15 protein-coding genes are annotated in these 18519 nt (G+C 72.5%); 12 read left to right on the forward strand and 3 right to left on the reverse strand.

Annotated features, from left to right (window positions below):
• Nucleotides 1-135: 135 nt before the first annotated feature.
• Nucleotides 136-2538, reverse strand: a complete 2403-nt coding sequence (gene lon / locus ACFVZW_RS19775; protein WP_384522946.1) for an endopeptidase La — start codon at nt 2536-2538, stop codon at nt 136-138.
• 160 nt (nt 2539-2698) lie between these two features.
• Between lon and ACFVZW_RS19780 the strand changes: the two genes are divergently transcribed.
• Nucleotides 2699-3304 carry a GNAT family N-acetyltransferase gene (locus ACFVZW_RS19780; RefSeq protein WP_384522948.1) on the forward strand — a complete coding sequence of 202 codons (606 nt, stop codon included), beginning with the start codon at nt 2699-2701 and terminating at the stop codon, nt 3302-3304.
• Nucleotides 3305-3442: 138 nt separating this feature from the next.
• Here ACFVZW_RS19780 and ACFVZW_RS19785 read toward each other — a convergent pair whose 3' ends face one another.
• A complete protein-coding gene (locus ACFVZW_RS19785; protein ID WP_384522950.1) occupies nt 3443-3622 on the reverse strand; it encodes a hypothetical protein in 180 nt (59 codons plus the stop codon).
• A 487-nt stretch (nt 3623-4109) separates the two neighbouring features.
• On the opposite strand from ACFVZW_RS19785, the gene ACFVZW_RS19790 reads away from it, so the two are divergent.
• The 6 genes from ACFVZW_RS19790 (at nt 4110) to ACFVZW_RS19815 (ending at nt 9057) form a co-directional block, all read left to right on the forward strand.
• Nucleotides 4110-4688 (forward strand): hypothetical protein, encoded by a 579-nt coding sequence (locus ACFVZW_RS19790; protein WP_384522952.1) that lies wholly within the window; start codon nt 4110-4112, stop codon nt 4686-4688.
• 65 nt (nt 4689-4753) lie between these two features.
• Nucleotides 4754-5326 (forward strand): RNA polymerase sigma factor, encoded by a 573-nt coding sequence (locus tag ACFVZW_RS19795; protein WP_384522954.1) that lies wholly within the window; start codon nt 4754-4756, stop codon nt 5324-5326.
• A complete protein-coding gene (locus ACFVZW_RS19800) occupies nt 5323-6225 on the forward strand; it encodes a zf-HC2 domain-containing protein (protein ID WP_384522956.1) in 903 nt (300 codons plus the stop codon). The genes ACFVZW_RS19795 and ACFVZW_RS19800 overlap by 4 nt, the downstream gene beginning before the upstream one ends.
• Before the next feature lie 77 nt (nt 6226-6302).
• Entirely contained in the window at nt 6303-7139 is an 837-nt protein-coding gene (locus tag ACFVZW_RS19805) for an ABC transporter ATP-binding protein (protein WP_384522974.1), read from the forward strand.
• Nucleotides 7136-8452, forward strand: coding sequence for a hypothetical protein (locus ACFVZW_RS19810; RefSeq protein ID WP_384522958.1), 1317 nt, complete (start codon nt 7136-7138; stop codon nt 8450-8452). Before ACFVZW_RS19805 ends, ACFVZW_RS19810 begins: the two co-directional genes overlap by 4 nt.
• Entirely contained in the window at nt 8449-9057 is a 609-nt protein-coding gene (locus ACFVZW_RS19815; RefSeq protein WP_384522960.1) for a hypothetical protein, read from the forward strand. The genes ACFVZW_RS19810 and ACFVZW_RS19815 overlap by 4 nt, the downstream gene beginning before the upstream one ends.
• A 58-nt stretch (nt 9058-9115) precedes the next feature.
• Here ACFVZW_RS19815 and ACFVZW_RS19820 read toward each other — a convergent pair whose 3' ends face one another.
• Nucleotides 9116-9778, reverse strand: coding sequence for a TetR/AcrR family transcriptional regulator (locus ACFVZW_RS19820; RefSeq protein WP_384522962.1), 663 nt, complete (start codon nt 9776-9778; stop codon nt 9116-9118).
• 205 nt (nt 9779-9983) lie between these two features.
• On the opposite strand from ACFVZW_RS19820, the gene ACFVZW_RS19825 reads away from it, so the two are divergent.
• From ACFVZW_RS19825 to ACFVZW_RS19845, 5 genes are all read left to right on the forward strand, one after another.
• Nucleotides 9984-11729, forward strand: coding sequence for a glycoside hydrolase family 3 protein (locus tag ACFVZW_RS19825; RefSeq protein ID WP_384522964.1), 1746 nt, complete (start codon nt 9984-9986; stop codon nt 11727-11729).
• A gap of 108 nt (nt 11730-11837) precedes the next feature.
• Nucleotides 11838-12503 (forward strand): spermidine synthase, encoded by a 666-nt coding sequence (locus ACFVZW_RS19830; RefSeq protein ID WP_384522966.1) that lies wholly within the window; start codon nt 11838-11840, stop codon nt 12501-12503.
• A 59-nt stretch (nt 12504-12562) separates the two neighbouring features.
• On the forward strand, nt 12563-13300 hold the full coding sequence (locus ACFVZW_RS19835) for a response regulator transcription factor (protein ID WP_137993380.1): 738 nt from the start codon (nt 12563-12565) through the stop codon (nt 13298-13300).
• Entirely contained in the window at nt 13297-14394 is a 1098-nt protein-coding gene (locus tag ACFVZW_RS19840) for an ATP-binding protein (protein ID WP_384522968.1), read from the forward strand. The genes ACFVZW_RS19835 and ACFVZW_RS19840 overlap by 4 nt, the downstream gene beginning before the upstream one ends.
• A 301-nt stretch (nt 14395-14695) precedes the next feature.
• The gene (locus ACFVZW_RS19845) at nt 14696-18475 is read left to right on the forward strand and encodes a multifunctional oxoglutarate decarboxylase/oxoglutarate dehydrogenase thiamine pyrophosphate-binding subunit/dihydrolipoyllysine-residue succinyltransferase subunit (protein ID WP_384522970.1); all 3780 of its coding nucleotides are present in this window, start codon (nt 14696-14698) and stop codon (nt 18473-18475) included.
• The last annotated feature ends 44 nt before the right edge of the window (nt 18476-18519 follow it).

Consider the following 18519-nt stretch of genomic DNA (forward strand, 5'->3'; position numbering starts at 1 on the left):
TGTGGGTGTGTGGCCAGAGGGGTGGGTGGGCGCCCCCGTCCGCTCGCCCGCGCCGTCGCGGCCCCCCGCGCGACCGCGGGAGACCCGCCGCGGGGGGGGGCCCCGTGAAGGGCACCCCGCTTCCTCGCGAAGGGCTTACGCCGCCGCGCTCACCGCGACCTCCGCCGGGGCCAGGGCGATCTCCAGGACCTGGCGGACGTCCGTGACCGGGTGGACCTCCAGCTTCTCCAGGATCTCCGCCGGGACGTCGTCCAGGTCGGCCTCGTTGCGCTTCGGGATCACGACCGTCGTGATGCCCGCGCGATGGGCCGCCAGGAGCTTCTGCTTCAGGCCGCCGATCGGGAGGACCCGGCCGGTCAGGGAGACCTCGCCGGTCATCGCCACGTCCGTGCGGACCAGCCGGCCGGAGAGCAGCGAGGCCAGCGCGGTCGTCATCGTGATGCCCGCGCTCGGGCCGTCCTTCGGGACCGCGCCCGCCGGGAAGTGGATGTGCGCGCCCCGGTCCTTGAGACCGGTCACGGGCAGCTCCAGCTCCGCGCCGTGCGAGCGGAGGAAGGAGAGCGCGATCTGCGCGGACTCCTTCATCACGTCGCCCAGCTGACCGGTGAGGGTGAGACCGGCCGCGCCCGTCTCCGGGTCGGCGAGCGAGGCCTCCACGAAGAGGACGTCACCGCCCGCGCCCGTGACGGCCAGTCCGGTCGCCACGCCCGGCACCGCGGTGCGGCGCTCGGCCGGGTCCTGCGCCGACTCGGGCACGTGGTGCGGGCGGCCGATCAGCCCGCGCAGATCGCCCACGCCGACCGAGAACGGCAGCTCACGGTCGCCCAGTTCGTGCTGCGCCGCGACCTTCCGCAGCAGCCGCGCGATGGACCGCTCCAGGTTCCGTACGCCCGCCTCACGGGTGTACTCCCCCGCCAGCTTCCGCAGCGACGCGTCCTCCAGGACCACCTCGCCCGGCTCCAGGCCCGCCCGCTCCAGCTGCCGGGGCAGCAGGTGGTCACGGGCGATGACGACCTTCTCGTCCTCCGTGTACCCGTCGAGCCTGACCAGCTCCATCCGGTCGAGCAGCGCCTCCGGGATGGCCTCCAGGACGTTCGCCGTCGCCAGGAAGACGACGTCGGAGAGGTCCAGTTCGACCTCCAGGTAGTGGTCCCGGAAGGTGTGGTTCTGCGCCGGGTCCAGGACTTCCAGGAGCGCGGCCGCCGGGTCGCCCCGGTAGTCGGAGCCGACCTTGTCGATCTCGTCGAGCAGGACCACCGGGTTCATCGACCCGGCCTCCTTGATCGCCCGGACGATCCGGCCCGGCAGCGCGCCGACGTAGGTACGCCGGTGGCCGCGGATCTCCGCCTCGTCCCGTACGCCGCCGAGCGCCACCCGGACGAACTTCCGCCCCATCGCGTGCGCGACGGACTCGCCCAGCGAGGTCTTGCCGACACCGGGCGGACCGACCAGGGCCAGGACGGCGCCGCCGCGGCGGCCGCCGACCACGCCGAGACCGCGCTCGGCGCGCCGCTTGCGCACCGCCAGGTACTCGGTGATCCGCTCCTTCACGTCCTCCAGGCCCGCGTGCTCGGCGTCGAGGATCGCCTTGGCGCCCTGGATGTCGTACTGGTCCTCGGTCCGTTCGTTCCACGGCAGTTCGAGGACGGTGTCGAGCCAGGTGCGGATCCAGGAGCCCTCCGGGGACTGGTCGCTGGACCGCTCCAGCTTCTCGACCTCCTTGAGGGCCGCCTCGCGCACGCTCTCGGGCAGGTCGGCGGCCTCGACGCGCGCCCGGTAGTCGTCGGACTCGTCGCCGTCCGTCTCGCCGTTGAGGTCGCGCAGCTCCTTGCGTACGGCCTCCAGCTGGCGCCGCAGCAGGAACTCGCGCTGCTGCTTGTCGACGCCCTCCTGGACGTCCTTCGCGATGGACTCGGCCACGTCCTGCTCGGCCAGGTGCTCGCGCAACTGGGCCGTGGCGAGCTTGAGGCGGGCGACCGGGTCGGCCGTCTCCAGGAGTTCGACCTTCTGCTCGACGGTGAGGAAGGGCGAGTAGCCGGAGTTGTCGGCGAGCGCGGAGACGCCGTCGATCTGCTGGACCCGGTCCACGACCTGCCAGGCGCCGCGCTTCTTCAGCCAGCTGGTGGCCAGAGCCTTGTACTCCTTGACCAGTTCGGTCACGGCTCCGGGCAGCGGATCGGGCACGGTCTCGTCGACGACGCTTCCCTCGACCCACAGGGCAGCGCCGGGGCCGGTGGTGCCGGCGCCGATCCTGACGCGGCCGCGGCCGCGGATGAGCGCGCCCGGGTCGCCGTCGGACAGCCGGCCGACCTGCTCGACGGTGCCGAGGACGCCGGTCCCGGCGTACGTCCCGTCGATGCGGGGCACGAGGAGCACCCTGGGCTTGCCCGTATCGGATCGCGCGGCGGCCTGGGCGGCCTCCACCGCGGCGCGTACGTCGTTGTCGGACAGGTCCAGCGGCACCACCATTCCGGGCAGCACGACCTCGTCGTCGAGCGGCAGCACAGGCAGAGTGAGCGGTGAGGACGTCGAAGCCATGATCTCCCCTTCGGCAGTCAAGTTGAGCTATGTGGACTCAATGCACGTGAGCCGCCGAATGTTCCCCCGGCCCCGTTCGCTCTGAGCGATCGCTCTCCCACCCAGGTGAAGGATGGCGTGTAATACCTCCATGGATATGGCGTCTATTACATCCGCGTGGGTGGCCGGCTGGACCGTCTCGCGCGGCACCCCGCCCGCCGTCGTCGAGCCCTGGGGCTACCGGATCGACGTGGGCCTGCCGACGCACGTCTTCCGGCATGTGCTGCCGGCGCCGGACGCGATCTCCGTGGGCAAGCTCTGCGCGGAGATCACCGAGCCGAACGCGTGGCTGAAGGTGATGGCGGGGCCGGAGGAGGTCGCGGAGTGGATCACCCCGGGGTGGACCGTCCCGGACGATCCGGGCTTCATGATGACCAAGGCGCTGGACGCGGGCGCGCGGCCGCCGGCGCCGGAGGGGTACGCGCGGACGACGGAGACCCGGGACGGGGTGATACGGGTCCGGATCGTGGCACCGGACGGCACGCTCGCCGCCTCCGGCCGGCTGGCGCCGACGGGTGTGACGGCGGTCGCCGACCAGATCGAGACCCACCCGGAGCACCGGCGCCGCGGCCTGGGCGCCAACGTGATGCGCACCCTCGAAGCGGCGGGCGCGCAGGCGGGAGCGGTGACGGGCGTCCTGTCGGCGACGCGGGACGGCCTGGCGCTCTACGACTCCCTGGGCTGGCGCCACGAGGGCCCGCTGACGGGGATCGTCCGGGGCGCGTGAAGAGCCGGGGCCGCGTGGTCCGAAGCCGGGGCCGGCAGGCGCGAGGATGCGCACCGCGCGCCCCCGGTTCACCCGGTGCTCCGCGAGGTGTGAAGGAAAGGTGCGCGGAACTGCAACCTCCATACCCGCCCGGCGCGTTCAGTCGTCGTGACGACCAGCTACCCCGGGTGCGGGCAGTGCATCGAGGACAGGAGCCCCGGCGGGCCGCCCGCCGACGGCGACGTGGACCATGCCGAGGAGGTCGCCTGCGACACCCATCTCGTCCATGCCGTCGCCGACGGCGACAAGGACGCCCTGTCTCGACTGTTCTCCCGGCACGCGGGCCCGCTCTTCGCGTATCTGTCAAGGCCCGCGCCGCCCGCGGCTGCGGGAGTGGCTCGTGGCCCAGCGGGAGGCCGAATCACCGGACGGTACGCCGGGAGGAGGTGTCTGCGACGTCCAGGACCGAGCCCGTGGCCGGGACCGGGTCCCGCGCCCCCGTCCTTGACCCGCTCGCTCGCCACGGCATCCTCGCCCCCACTCCCGAAAGCAGCCCTCGCATGACCGAGCTCTCGCCCCCCACGACCGGCCCGACCTCCATGGCACCCGGCGCCCCACAGCGCCATCTCCCGAGCCCTGGGTCGCCGCGTACGCCCGTGGGGAGCTCTCCCACGATGTCCTCGGCCATGCCGAGGCCCACCTCGAACGGTGCCGCGCCTGTGTCGACGCCGTGACCTCGCCGTACGCCGCGGACCGCGCGGCCCCCGCCTCGACGCCCTGCACAAGGCCCTGGTCAATCGGCTCGGCTGAGGGGATGCTCGGACCCATGATGCTCAGGGACGTGATGCGCAGGAGGCGGTACGCGGGACGGATCCGGGCCGCGTCGGTGGTACTGCTCCCGGTGCTGGCGGTGGCCGGCTGCGGCGGCCAGGACACTCCGAAGCCCCCGGTCGCGACCCAGGACGGCACGACGAAGCCGGTGCCGACGGGCACCGGGGGCACCGCGCCGCCGGTTCCGACGAGTTCGGACGGGACCGTGACGAAGAACAAGGAGCACGGTCCGCGCGAGGTCCTGGTGACGGTGAACGTCAGTGGCGGTCTGGCGGGCGTCGACAACCAGCTGACCGTCCACTACGACGGCAGCTACACGACCCGCTCCGGCACCGAGTCCCCGCGCAGCGGCCGCATGACGCCCGCCGAAGTCGCGGAACTGCGTGGGGCGTTGGAGGACCCGGCCTACGCGAAGGTGCCCGCGCGACCGTCGGGAGAGCCGGTGCACGACGGCTTCACCTACGTGGTCACGTACGACTACCGGGTCGTCGTCAGCGCGGACGGCGACCGCTCCGCGGCGCTGCAGCGGGTCCTCTCGGCCCTCCCCGACGGCGGCCCGCCGACCGGCCCCTGAGCCCTCCCGAGCCCCGGTTCGGACACGGCGTGAACCGCCGACCGCCCTGCGAGCGATAGTGGGGCGTGAGACTGTTGCGCCCCGAACGGGGAGAAGAACGGGACGACTCCGCGCTGTTGCGCGCGGTCGCCCGAGGAGACGCCGAGGCGCTCGCCGTGCTGTACGACCGGCACGCGGGATGGCTGCACGCCCGGCTGGCGCGGCGTTGCACGGACGAGGAGACCGTCCGGGAGGTCCTCCAGGACACCTTCGTCACGGTCTGGCGCTCCGCCGGTTCCCACCGCGGCCGGGGCGAGGCCGGCGGCTGGCTGTGGGTCGTCGCCGCGCGCCGCCTGGTGGACGCCCAGCGCGCCAGGGCCCGTGCGGAGCGCGCCGCGCCCGAACCGATCGCCCCCGTCCCCTCCGCGGAGGACCGGGTCCTCGCGGGACTGGAGTACGGGGACGTCGGCGCCGCGCTCGACCGGATCTCGCCCGAGCTGCGCGAGGTCCTGCGGGCCACCGTCGTCGACGGGCTGACCACGCGGGAGACGGCCCGGCTGCTGGGGATACCGGAGGGCACGGTGAAGACCCGCGCCCTGCGGGCCCGTCGCGAACTGCGGGCCGCCCTCGGCCCGCACGCCCTGGGAGGCACCGCATGACCGCGCCGTGGCACGTGACCGATTCGCTGGCCGCCCGGTACGCGTCGGGTTCGGCGGCCGAGCCCGACGCCTGGTCCCTGGAGAAGCATGTCGAGGTGTGCGGAGGCTGCGCGGTCCGCGTCTCCGCGGCGGTCCGCGCGGCGGGCTCGGGTCCGGTCCTCGCGGACGTACGCGCGCAGCTCCTGGAGACGGTACGCGCGGATGCGACCGCCCGCCGGGGCCGAGTGCCCTGGCGGCTGGGCGTGAGTTCGAGCGTCGGTACGGGCGGGCGCCGCCTCTCCCCCGCTTCCCGTTGGGCGCGGGTGCTCTGGGCCGTCGGCCCCGCGCTGCGCGGGGCATGGCTGGTGGCGGTGCTCGTCGTGGTCGCCGCCGCCGTCGGGCTCGCGTACGGCGGGGGGTTCCGGGATGCGCGGCCGGTGCTGCTCGCCGTCGCCCCGGTGCTGCCGCTCGCCGGGGTGGCCGTCTCGTACGGACGTCACGCCGACCCGATGTACGAGATCGGCGTGGCGACGCCCTCCGGCGGGCTGCGTCTGCTGCTCACCCGGGCGGCGGCCGTGCTCGGTGTGTGCGTGCCGGTGCTGACCGCGGCCGGGGCGGTGCTGCCGCCGGTCACCGGCGTGCCGGGCGCCGCGGCCTGGCTGCTGCCGGCGCTCGCGCTGACGCTGGCGGCCCTTGCCCTCGGTTCCTTCGTGGGGTGCCGGGCGGCCTCGGGCACGCTGGCCGGCGGCTGGCTGCTCGCGGTGACCGGGCCGGTGCTCGGGCAGCCGGGGGCCACGGCCGAGCTGGCCCGGTACCTCTCGGGCCCGGCCGTTCAGGGCGGTTGGGCCGCGGCCGCCGTCGTCTGCGCGGGGCTGCTGGCCCTTCGACGTCGTTCCTTCGACCACCTGGAGACCCGGTGACCACACGCAGCACACGGACCGAATGGAGCACGCGGTCCACGCCGGCCTCCGCGCTCACGACGGTCGCGGCGACCGGGCTGACCGTCCGGCACCGCCGCACCGTCGCGCTCGACCGCCTCGATCTGACCCTCGGCCCCGGCATTCACGGCCTGCTCGGCCCGAACGGCGCGGGCAAGACCTCCCTCATCCGGGTCCTCGCAACCGTGGCCGCCCCGTCGGGCGGCCGGGTGGAGCTCCTGGGCCGGGACGCCGGGGCCCACCGCGAGCGGTCGGAGATCCGCCGCCGACTGGGCTATCTGCCACAGGAGTTCGGGTACTACCCCGGCTTCACGGTCCGCGAGTTCGTCGCGTACGTGGCCTGGCTCAAGGAGGTGCCGGCGGACCGCGCCCCGGCCGCCGTGGAGCGCGCCGTGGAGCGGGTGGGCCTGGCAGACCGGATCGACGCCCGGCTCAGGACGCTGTCCGGGGGCATGGTCCGGCGGGCCGGGATCGCCCAGGCCATCGTGAACGAACCGGAGTTGCTCCTCCTCGACGAGCCGACGGCCGGGCTCGACCCCGAGCAGCGGGTCGAGTTCAGGACGCTGCTGCGGGAGATCGGCGCGTCCTCCACGGTGATCGTCTCCACCCATCTGGTGGAGGACGTGGCCGCGGCCTGCTCGGAGGTCACGCTGATCGAGTCGGGCCGTGTCGCCTTCCGGGGCACGACCGCCGAACTGACCACCCTGGGCGAGGAGTCGGGCGCCTCGGGCCACGGGGAGACGGCCAACGCGATCGAACGGGGATACACGGCGGCCCTGCGCGCCCACCGCGCGCCGTCGGGCGCCTGGGCTCCGGGCGGCGCGCACCACCCGGCCGCGCCCGCCGCGAACGCCGCACCGCCCGCTCCGCCCGTCTCCCCCGAGGACCTCCGATGACCGCGACCGCCGCACCGCCCCGCGAGGCCGCGAGGCCGGCCCGCACGTCCGTCGTCCGCACCGAACTGCGGCGGGGCGTCGGCCCCTGGGCCGGTGCGGCCGTGGCGGTCACGCTCCTCGTGACGATGTACGGCAAGGCGCCCGCCTGGCAGGGGCGCTGGACCGATGCCACCGACATGCTGCACGTCGCCTCCGGGCTTCTCGCGGGGCCTCTCGCGCTCGCCGCCGGCTGCTGGCAGGGTGGCCGGGAGCGGCGCCGCGGGATGCTGGAGCTGCTCCGTTCCGTCCCGCGCGGCCGGCTGCGCCGTACGCTGCTCGCCGTCGCTCCCTCCGCGCTCTGGCCGGCCGCCGGGCAGTTCGTCGCCGCGACGGTGTGCCTGCTCGCGACCTGGCCGTACGTCGGCGGCGGCAGGCCGTACGTCGAGCTGGTCGCCGCCGACACGGTCGCCCTCGCCGCCCTGGGCACCCTCGGCCATCTCGTCGGTCTGCTGGTCCCCTGGCGGCTGACCGCACCGCTGCTCGCGGTCGTCGGCTACGTCGGGCTCGCGATCGGCACGTACACGGGGAGCCCGGCCCAATGGCTCAGCCCGGCCACCGAGCACTCCTCGCCCTGGGAGGCTCCCGTGTGGTGGTTCGCCCCGGCCTCGGCCGTCTGGACCGGCGGCCTCGCCCTGGCGGCCCTCCTGGCGTATGCCGCCCGCCCCGCGCGGCTGCGGCTGCTCGCCCTGCTCCCGCTCGCCGCGGCGGTCGCCGCCGCCGTGCCGGTGCTCCGACTGCCCGCCAACGGCCCGTGGCGCCCGGACCCGGAGACGACGCGCCTCGTCTGCGACGAGGGGACACCCAAGGTCTGCGTGAACGCCCTCGACCGCGCGCTGCTGCCGGACATCTCCCGCGCGCTCGCCCCGCTCAACGAACGGCTGCGCGGGCTGCCGGGCGCCCCGGTCCGCTGGGTCGGCGGATCGAGAGGCCCGGGTGCGGGGGAGATCGGGCTGCCCGACCACACGATGGACGCGGTGCGGGGCCGGCTCAGGAACCCCGATCTGTACCTCAACTCGGCCGTCCAGTGGCTGTTCTCGGACATCTGCTCCTCCGCGGACCACACGGGCCCGCGCGCCGAGCGCGTCGCCGAGATCCATCTCGCCGTGTCCGAGTGGCTGGCGGCGACACCGGAGGACTACGGGGTTCCCGTCGGGCCGGCCGCCCAGCGGCACCTCGACGCCCTGCGCGCCAAGTCCCCGGCCGCCCAGCGGGACTACCTCGCACGCTACATGGCGGCCGACCGCTGTCGCCCCGAGGAGGTGCCGGTCCCGTGAGCGTTCCCGGCCTCGTGCTCTACCTCCGCTCGCGTACGTTTCCGGCCACCGTCGCCGCGGTGCTCGGCACGGCCGCGACGGCCGCCTGGTCCGCGTCCTGGCTCCAGTCCCAGTCGGGCTTCGACCACACCGCCCGGGTGCCGGTCGTCGCCCTCGGCCCGCTGCTGGCCGCGTCGGCGATCGGGACGAGCCTGTACGCGCCGAGCGACGAGCTGGACCGTACGGCGCCCCGGCCGTGGCCCCTGCGCCGGGCCGCGCACGTCCTCGCCCTGACCGCCCTGGCCGTCGTCCTGCTGGCGCTCGCCGTACCGGGTCACCCGGAGGAGTTCGGCGGGCCCGCGATGGTCCGCAACACCCTGGGCGCGGTCGGTGTCACGGTCGCGGCGGCGGCGCTGATCGGCGCCAGGCCGAGCTGGCTGCCGATGACGGTGTACGTCGGCTCGGTCTATGTGGCGGCGCCGTCCGAGCCGGGGGGTTCGGCGGCTCTGTGGGCCTGGGTCATGCAGCCCGGCCCGCAGGCCGGCGCCTGGGCGGTGGCCCTGGGCGCGTTCGCCGGAGGCACGGCGCTCTACGCGTTCCGCGGAGCCCGTCCCGTACGGACCTGACGGCACGCACCCGCGGACGGGTCGGTCCGCGCGGGAACCGCCCGCGAGGGCGGCGGCCTCAGCCCGCCGCCCCCGGCAGGCCCTCGCCGGTCGCCGAGAGCTCTCTCAACTGCCGGTCCAGGAAGGTCCGTACGCGCGCGGGCATGTCCATCGAGGCCGGGTCCAGGGCCCATTGGAGCTGCAGGCCGTCCATCACGGCGAGCTGCTCCTGCCCCACGGCCCGGCAGTCGATGTCCGCCTTCAGCTCCCCCCGCCGCACCGCGGCCTCCAGGAGGTCGACGGTGTGCCCGAGCACGCGCTCGTAGCGCTCCTTGAAGTACTGGTGCGCGGGGTGGCCGACGTTGCCGGACTCGCCGACCAGGACGTTGAACATCCGCACGATGCCGGGGCGGCGGGTGTTGTCCTCGACGAGAGCGACGACGGTCTCCAGGTAGGCGGCGTACGACTCCGGCTCGTCGGCGAAGAGCCGCTCGACGTCGTGCTGCTCGCTCTGGGCGAGGACGGAGAGCAGGAGGTCCTCCTTGCTGCGGAAGTGGTGCAGCAGACCGCCCTGGGTGATCCCGCAGTCGTTCGCGATCCGCGCGAGCGAGGAGGCGTGGAAGCCCCACTGCCCGAAGTGGTCGACGGCGGTGTCCAGGATCTTCAGGCGGCGCGCGTCACCCACGGCGTAGCTGCCCCTGCCCGCGGTTCCGCGGGGCGTTCGACCCTTGTTCTCCGGCATGGGGACCACCTTAAGACGTGCCCGAATCACCCCGTTTGGCCTGTGATCCAGGACACATTCAAGAAACCTAGTGGTCACTCGGTTTTCACCTCTAGCCTGAGGACGCCCAGGCCGACTCCGCTGCCGCCCGCGATCGACGGAGCCCTTTCGGCGCGGTCGCCGTCCCGTCCGTCCGCTCGGTCGAGCAACCCCGAGGAGCCCCGACATGCACCCGTACCAGGACGCCACCCGCCCCGTCGCCGAGCGCGTCGAGGACCTGCTCTCCCGGATGACCCTGGAGGAGAAGGCCGGCCAGCTCTTCCACTCCATGCTGATGATGAACGCGGACGGCACCCCGGTGACCGAGACGGACGGCTCGATGCTGCCGTTCACCACCCCGGAGCTCGTCGAGGACCGTCATCTCAGCCACTTCAACCTCCTCGGCACCTACGGCGCCCGCGAGATGGCCCTCTGGCACAACGCGGTCCAGGAGATGGCGGCGAACACCCGGCTCGGCATCCCGGTCTCGCTCTCCACCGACCCCCGTCACGCCTTCACGGACAACGTCGGCGCCTCCTTCAACGCCGGCGCGTTCTCCGCCTGGCCCGAAGCGCTGGGACTCGCCGCGATCGGCGACCCGGAGCTGGTGTTCCACTTCGCCGACACCGTCCGCCGCGAGTACCTCGCGGTCGGCTTCCGCATCGCTCTCCACCCGCAGATCGACCTCGCCACCGAGCCCCGCTGGGCCCGCCAGACCGGCACCTTCGGCTCGGACGCCAAGCTGACCGGCGAGCTCGTCCAGGCGTACGTCCGCGGCCTCCAGGGCGAGGAGCTGGGTCCGGACTCGGTGGCCGCCATGGTCAAGCACTTCCCCGGCGGCGGACCGCAGAAGGACGGCGAGGACCCGCACTTCCCGCACGGCAAGGAGCAGATCTACCCGGGCGGGATGCGCGACCACCACCTGGAGCCCTTCAAGGCCGCCATAGCCGCCGGCTGCTCGCAGATGATGCCGTACTACGGCCAGCCGATCGGCACCGACTGGGAAGAGGTCGGCTTCGGCTTCAACAAGGGCGTGGTCACCGGGCTGCTGCGGGAGGAGCTGGGCTTCACCGGGATCGTCTGCACCGACTGGGGGCTGCTGACGGACTCGGTGATCTTCGGCGAGCCGCACGAGGCACGGGCGTGGGGCGTGGAGCACCTGAGCGTCGCCGAGCGGACGGCGAAGTCGCTGGAGGCGGGCGCGGACCAGTTCGGCGGCGAGCAGTGCCCCGAGGTGATCGTGGAGCTGGTGAACTCGGGCCGGATCTCCGAGGAGCGGATCGACGAGTCCGTACGGCGGCTGCTGCGCGAGAAGTTCGTGCTCGGGCTCTTCGACGAGCGTCGGTACGTCGACCCGGACGAGGCCGCCGAGACGGTCGGCCGCGCCGACTTCACGGCGGCGGGCGCGGCGGCCCAGCGCCGCTCGCTCACGGTCCTGACCGACGGACCGCTGCCGCTCGCGGGGCGCCCGAAGCTGTACGTGGAGAACGTCGACGCGGGCGTCGCCGCGGCGTACGGCGACGTCGTGACCGCCCCGGCCGAGGCGGACCTCGCCGTCCTGCGGCTGCGCACCCCGTTCGAGGAGCGCCCGAACCGCTTCGAGTCCTTCTTCCACTCCGGCTCGCTCGCCTTCGAGGAGCCCGAACTGGCCCGGATCCTCTCGCTGCTGGCGACGGTTCCGACGGTGGTCTGCGTCAACCTGGAGCGGCCCGCCGTCCTCCCCGAGATCGCCGAGCACGCGGCCGCGTTGATCGCCGACTACGGCGCGAGCGACGAGGCGCTGCTCGACGTGGCGTTCGGCCGGGCGAAGGCGGAGGGCAGGCTCCCCTTCGAACTCCCGCGCTCGATGGCCGCGGTGGCGGCGGCCCGCCCCGACGTCCCGAACGACACGGCGGACCCGGTCTTCCCGCACGGGCACGGCCTGTCGCTGTAGCCCGGGGACCGCGGCAACCCCCCTGCTCCCGGTATCGGTTTGTCCCGGCCGCCCCCGCCCGCGAGGATGGCCGGGACAACCGTCTGCCGAGATCGGGAGTGAGTGAACATGTCCAGCCCCGTCACCCTCGACCGCCGAGAGGGACCGTACGGAGAGGTCGTGCTCCGCCGACGCGACGAGCACTTCGAGATCATCGCCAACGGCACCTTTCTCATGGACACCTCCGACGGACGTTCGGAGCGGCTGCTGATCGACGCGGCGATGGACGCCCTCGGCGGGCGCGCCGCCGCATCCGTGCTGATCGGCGGCCTCGGCGTCGGCTTCTCGCTCGCCCATGCCGCCGCGGACCCCCGCTGGGGCCGGATCGCGGTCGTCGAGCGCGAGCAGGCGATCATCGACTGGCACCGCGAAGGGCCGCTGGCCGCGATCTCCGGCCGGGCGCTGGCCGATCCGCGGAACGTGATCCTGCACACGGACCTGGTCGACTACGTCCACACCTCCACCGACACCTACGACGCCCTCTGTCTGGACATCGACAACGGGCCCGACTGGACCGTCACCGAGGGCAACCAAAGCCTGTACTCCGCCGAGGGATTGGCGGCCTGCGCGGACCGGCTCAACCCGGGTGGGATCCTCGCCGTGTGGTCCGCTCGACCCTCCGCCGATTTCGAAGCCTCCTTGCGGAATGCCGGATTCAGCGGGGTACGGACGGAAGAGATCCCCGTTGCCCGGGGCGTCCCTGACGTGGTGCACCTCGCCGTCCGGCCTGGATAGCCGGGACGCTCCCGGTGCCTCTAGGCTGCTGGCCGACACCAGCGATGCGAGGCGGGGCAATGGAGCAGACACACACCACTCATCACGGTGCGGCGCCCACTCCGGGCGCGCAGCGGCGAGTGCTGGTCGTCGAGGACGACACGACCATCGTGGATGCGATCTCCGCGCGGCTGCGGGCCGAGGGGTTCCTCGTCCAGACGGCGACGGACGGCCCGGCCGCGGTCGACGCGGCCGAGGCGTGGCAGCCGGACCTGATGGTGCTCGACGTGATGCTGCCGGGCTTCGACGGCCTGGAGGTGTGCCGCCGGGTCCAGGCCCAGCGGCCGGTCCCGGTCCTGATGCTCACGGCACGGGACGACGAGACGGACATGCTGGTCGGCCTCGGCGTCGGCGCCGACGACTACATGACCAAGCCGTTCTCGATGCGTGAGCTGGCCGCCCGGGTGCACGTACTGCTGCGCCGGGTGGAGCGGGCCGCGCTGGCCGCCGTGACGCCGCGCAGCGGGATCCTGCGGCTCGGCGAGCTGGAGATCGACCACGCGCAGCGACGGGTCCGCGTCAGGGCCGAGGACGTGCACCTGACGCCGACCGAGTTCGACCTGCTGGTCTGCCTGGCGAACACTCCCCGGGCGGTCCTCTCCCGCGAGCAGCTGCTCGCGGAGGTCTGGGACTGGGCGGACGCCTCGGGCACCCGGACCGTGGACAGCCACATCAAGGCGCTGCGCCGGAAGATCGGGGCGGAGCGGATCCGTACGGTCCATGGCGTCGGATACGCGCTGGAGACCCCGGCGCCATGAGCCGACGGGGGCCGCGCCCCGAGCGCCGCGGCAGGCGCCGGATCCTGATCTCGATCAAGACCAAGCTGGGAACGCTGGTCGTCGGGGCGGTCCTGCTCACCTCGGGCCTGGCCCTGGTGGCGATACGCACCTCCACGGAGTTCCGCTACATCACGATCTTCGCGATGATCGCGACCCTCCTGATCACCCAGTTCGTGGCGCAGTCCCTGACGGCGCCGCTGGACGAGATGACCACCGTGGCCGGGTCGATCTCACGCGGCGACTTCAGCCGGCGGGTGCGCGGCGCGGACCGCCGCGACGAGCTGGGCGACCTCGCCTCGACGATCAACCGCATGGCGGACGACCTGGAGGCCGTCGACCGGCACCGCAAGGAGCTGGTCGCCAATGTCTCGCACGAGCTGCGCACCCCCATCGCCGCGCTCCGCGCGGTCCTGGAGAACGTGGTGGACGGGGTCTCCGAAGCCGATCCGGAGACGATGCGGACAGCGCTGAAGCAGTCCGAACGGCTCGGCCGGCTGGTGGAGACCCTGCTCGACCTGTCACGTCTTGACAACGGTGTCGTCACGCTCAAGGCACGACGTTTCGAGGTCTGGCCGTACCTCTCGGGAGTGCTCAGGGAGGCCAATCTGGCCGCGTCCCAGCGCGGCCTCTCCTCCACCTCCGGGCTGCACAACCGTACGGACGTCCATCTGCACCTCGATGTGTCGCCGCCCGAGCTGACCGCGCACGCGGACGCGGAGCGGCTGCACCAGGTGATGGCGAACCTCATCGACAACGCGGTGAAGCACTCGCCGCCGCACGGCCGCGTGACCGTACGCGCCAGGCGCGGGCCGTGGCCGGACTCGCTGGCGCTGGAGGTCGAGGACGAGGGCCCCGGCATCCCGGAGGCGCTGCGGCACACGGTCTTCGAGCGGTTCAACCGCGGCCAGGTGCCGGCTCAACCCGGTCCGGGCAGCGACGGCGGTACCGGACTCGGGCTCGCGATCGCCCGCTGGGCGGTGGATCTGCACGGCGGGGAGATCGGAGTGGCCGAATCCTCACGCGGCTGCCGGATCCAGGTCACTCTTCCGGGAAGCCTTCCGGCGCGAGATTGACGTAGGGTCGAACTGGAAGCGCACGTTCTGCGTGTGGATGGGTAGGACCGGACAGGACCTGGCCGACACACGATCAGGACGTGATCAGGGTTGTCCCCCGGAGCGGATGGCAGCCCGGCTCTCGCCTACCCGCGAGAGGGCAGAACCACGCTTGTTTCCCGCCATTCCCAGCTCTGAAACACTCCGTCAAGTGTGACTTGCGCGACGTTGGAGCGCCCGGCCTGCACCTCTCGGCCAGGGAGGCGTAGCCTTTATTTCCGCTGTCCATCACCTTGTGAAGCGGAAGAGGGCGGTTACCGCCGTGTCGTCTCAGTCCCCCAGTAACTCGAGTACCTCCACCGACCAAGACGGGCAGGGTCAGAACCCTGCGACCGCCTTTGGTGCCAATGAGTGGCTCGTCGACGAGATCTACCAGCAGTACCTCCAGGACCCGAATTCGGTCGATCGTGCCTGGTGGGACTTCTTCGCCGACTACAAGCCCGGCACGACGGAGACTCCCGCCGTCGCGCCGCAGGTGAGCCCCGCACAGGCTCCACCTGCCGCGCCCGCCGCCCCGGCGCCCGCCCAGGCCGCCCCGGCCCCGGCCGCCGCTCCGGCGCCCGCGAAGGCCGCCCCGGCTCCGGCACCGGCGAAGCCCGCCGCCGCCGCTCCGGCGCCCGTCAAGGCCGCGCCCGCCGCCAAGGCCCCCGCGGCCCCGGCCACCGAGGCGCCCGTCGGTCCCGAGCTGATCACGCTGCGCGGCCCCGCCGCCGCCGTCGCGAAGAACATGAACGCCTCGCTGGAGGTGCCGACGGCCACGTCCGTCCGCGCCGTCCCGGTGAAGCTGCTCTTCGACAACCGGATCGTGATCAACAACCACCTGAAGCGCGCCCGGGGCGGGAAGATCTCCTTCACGCACCTCATCGGCTACGCGATGGTGCAGGCGATCAAGGCCATGCCGTCGATGAACTACTCCTTCGCGGAGAAGGACGGCAAGCCGACGCTGGTCAAGCCGGACCACGTGAACTTCGGCCTCGCGATCGACCTGGTGAAGCCGAACGGCGACCGCCAGCTCGTCGTCGCCGGCATCAAGAAGGCCGAGACGCTGAACTTCTTCGAGTTCTGGCAGGCCTACGAGGACATCGTCAAGCGCGCCCGCGTCGGCAAGCTGACGATGGAGGACTTCACCGGCGTCACGGTCTCGCTGACCAACCCCGGCGGCCTCGGCACCGTCCACTCCGTGCCGCGTCTGATGCCCGGACAGTCCGTGATCATGGGCGTCGGCTCGATGGACTACCCGGCCGAGTTCCAGGGCACCTCCCAGGACACCCTGAACAAGCTGGGCATCTCCAAGGTCATGACCCTGACCTCGACGTACGACCACCGGGTCATCCAGGGTGCCGCCTCCGGCGAGTTCCTGCGGGTCGTCGCGAACTACCTCCTCGGCGAGGAGGGCTTCTACGACGACATCTTCAAGGCCCTGCGGATCCCCTACGAGCCGGTGCGCTGGCTCAAGGACATCGACGCCTCGCACGACGACGACGTCACCAAGGCCGCCCGTGTCTTCGAGCTGATCCACTCCTACCGGGTCCGCGGCCACGTCATGGCCGACACCGACCCGCTGGAGTACCGCCAGCGCAAGCACCCCGACCTGGACATCACCGAGCACGGCCTCACCCTGTGGGACCTGGAGCGCGAGTTCGCGGTCGGCGGCTTCGCCGGCAAGTCGATGATGAAGCTCCGCGACATCCTCGGCGTGCTGCGCGACTCGTACTGCCGCACCACCGGCGTCGAGTTCATGCACATCCAGGACCCGAAGCAGCGCAAGTGGATCCAGGACCGGGTCGAGCGCTCGCACTCCAAGCCGGAGCGCGAGGAGCAGCTGCGGATCCTGCGCCGGCTGAACGCGGCCGAGGCGTTCGAGACCTTCCTGCAGACCAAGTACGTCGGCCAGAAGCGGTTCTCCCTGGAGGGCGGCGAGTCCGTCATCCCGCTGCTCGACGCGGTCATCGACTCCGCCGCCGAGTCCCGCCTGGACGAGGTCGTCATCGGCATGGCCCACCGCGGCCGTCTGAACGTCCTCGCGAACATCGTGGGCAAGTCGTACGCGCAGATCTTCCGCGAGTTCGAGGGCAACCTCGACCCGAAGTCGATGCACGGCTCCGGCGACGTGAAGTACCACCTGGGCGCCGAGGGCACCTTCACCGGCCTGGACGGCGAGCAGATCAAGGTCTCGCTCGCCGCCAACCCCTCGCACCTGGAGGCGGTCGACCCGGTCCTCGAGGGTGTCGTCCGCGCCAAGCAGGACGTCATCAACAAGGGCGGCACGGACTTCACCGTCCTCCCGGTCGCCCTGCACGGTGACGCGGCCTTCGCCGGCCAGGGTGTCGTCGCCGAGACGCTGAACATGTCGCAGCTGCGCGGCTACCGCACCGGCGGCACGGTCCACATCGTCATCAACAACCAGGTCGGCTTCACCGCCGCCCCGGAGTCCTCGCGTTCCTCGATGTACGCGACCGACGTGGCCCGCATGATCGAGGCGCCGATCTTCCACGTGAACGGCGACGACCCGGAGGCCGTGGTCCGCGTCGCGCGGCTCGCCTTCGAGTTCCGCCAGACGTTCAACAAGGACGTCGTGATCGACCTCATCTGCTACCGCCGCCGCGGTCACAACGAGGGCGACAACCCGCAGTTCACCAACCCGCAGATGTACAACCTGATCGACAAGAAGCGTTCGGTGCGCAAGCTGTACACCGAGTCGCTGATCGGTCGCGGCGACATCACGCTGGAAGAGGCGGAGCAGGCACTCCAGGACTTCCAGGGCCAGCTGGAGAAGGTCTTCGCGGAGGTCCGCGAGGCCACCTCGGCGCCGGCCCCGGCGCACGTCCCGGACGCCCAGCCGGAGTTTCCGGTCGCCGTCACCACCGCGGTCTCCCAGGAGGTCGTGAAGCGGATCGCCGAGTCGCAGGTCAACATCCCGGAGCGGATCACGGTCCACCCGCGTCTGATGCCGCAGATGCAGCGCCGCGCGGCCTCCATCGACGACGGCACGATCGACTGGGGCTTCGGCGAGACCCTCGCCATCGGCTCGCTGCTGATGGAGGGCACCCCGGTCCGGCTGTCGGGCCAGGACTCCCGCCGCGGCACCTTCGGCCAGCGGCACGCGGTCCTGGTGGACCAGGAGACCGGCGAGGACTACACCCCGCTGCTCTACCTGGCCGAGGACCAGGCCCACTACAACGTCTACGACTCGCTGCTCAGCGAGTACGCGGCGATGGGCTTCGAGTACGGCTACTCGCTGGCCCGCCCGGACTCCCTGGTCATCTGGGAGGCCCAGTTCGGTGACTTCGTCAACGGCGCGCAGACCGTCGTCGACGAGTTCATCTCCTCGGCCGAGCAGAAGTGGGGCCAGACCTCCGGCGTCACGCTGCTCCTGCCGCACGGCTACGAGGGCCAGGGCCCGGACCACTCGTCCGCGCGCCCGGAGCGCTTCCTCCAGATGTGCGCGCAGGACAACATGACGATCGCCATGCCGACCCTGCCGTCGAACTACTTCCACCTGCTGCGCTGGCAGGTCCACAACCCGCACCACAAGCCGCTCATCGTCTTCACCCCGAAGTCGATGCTGCGTCTGAAGGCCGCGGCGTCGAAGGTGGAGGAGTTCACCACCGGCGGCTTCCGCCCGGTGATCGGCGACAGCTCGGTCAACCCGGCCGACGTCCGCAAGGTCGTCTTCTGCGCCGGCAAGGTCTACTACGACCTGGAGGCCGAGCGGCAGAAGCGCGGTGTCACGGACACGGCGATCATCCGTCTGGAGCGCCTGTACCCGCTGCCGGGTGCCGAGCTCCAGGCCGAGATCGCCAAGTACCCGAACGCCGAGAAGTACCTGTGGGCGCAGGAGGAGCCGGCGAACCAGGGTGCGTGGCCGTTCATCGCGCTGAACCTGATCGACCACCTGGACCTGGCGGTCGGCGCCGACATCCCGCACGGCGAGCGCCTGCGCCGGATCTCGCGTCCGCACTCCTCGTCCCCGGCGGTCGGCTCGGCCAAGCGCCACCAGGCCGAGCAGCAGCAGCTGGTCAACGAGGTCTTCGACGCCTGACCCGCTGTACCGGTACGCACGGAGGCCCGGCACCCCGCGAGGGG

The organism is Streptomyces sp. NPDC059567 (assembly GCF_042735655.1).
Classification (GTDB): domain Bacteria; phylum Actinomycetota; class Actinomycetes; order Streptomycetales; family Streptomycetaceae; genus Streptomyces.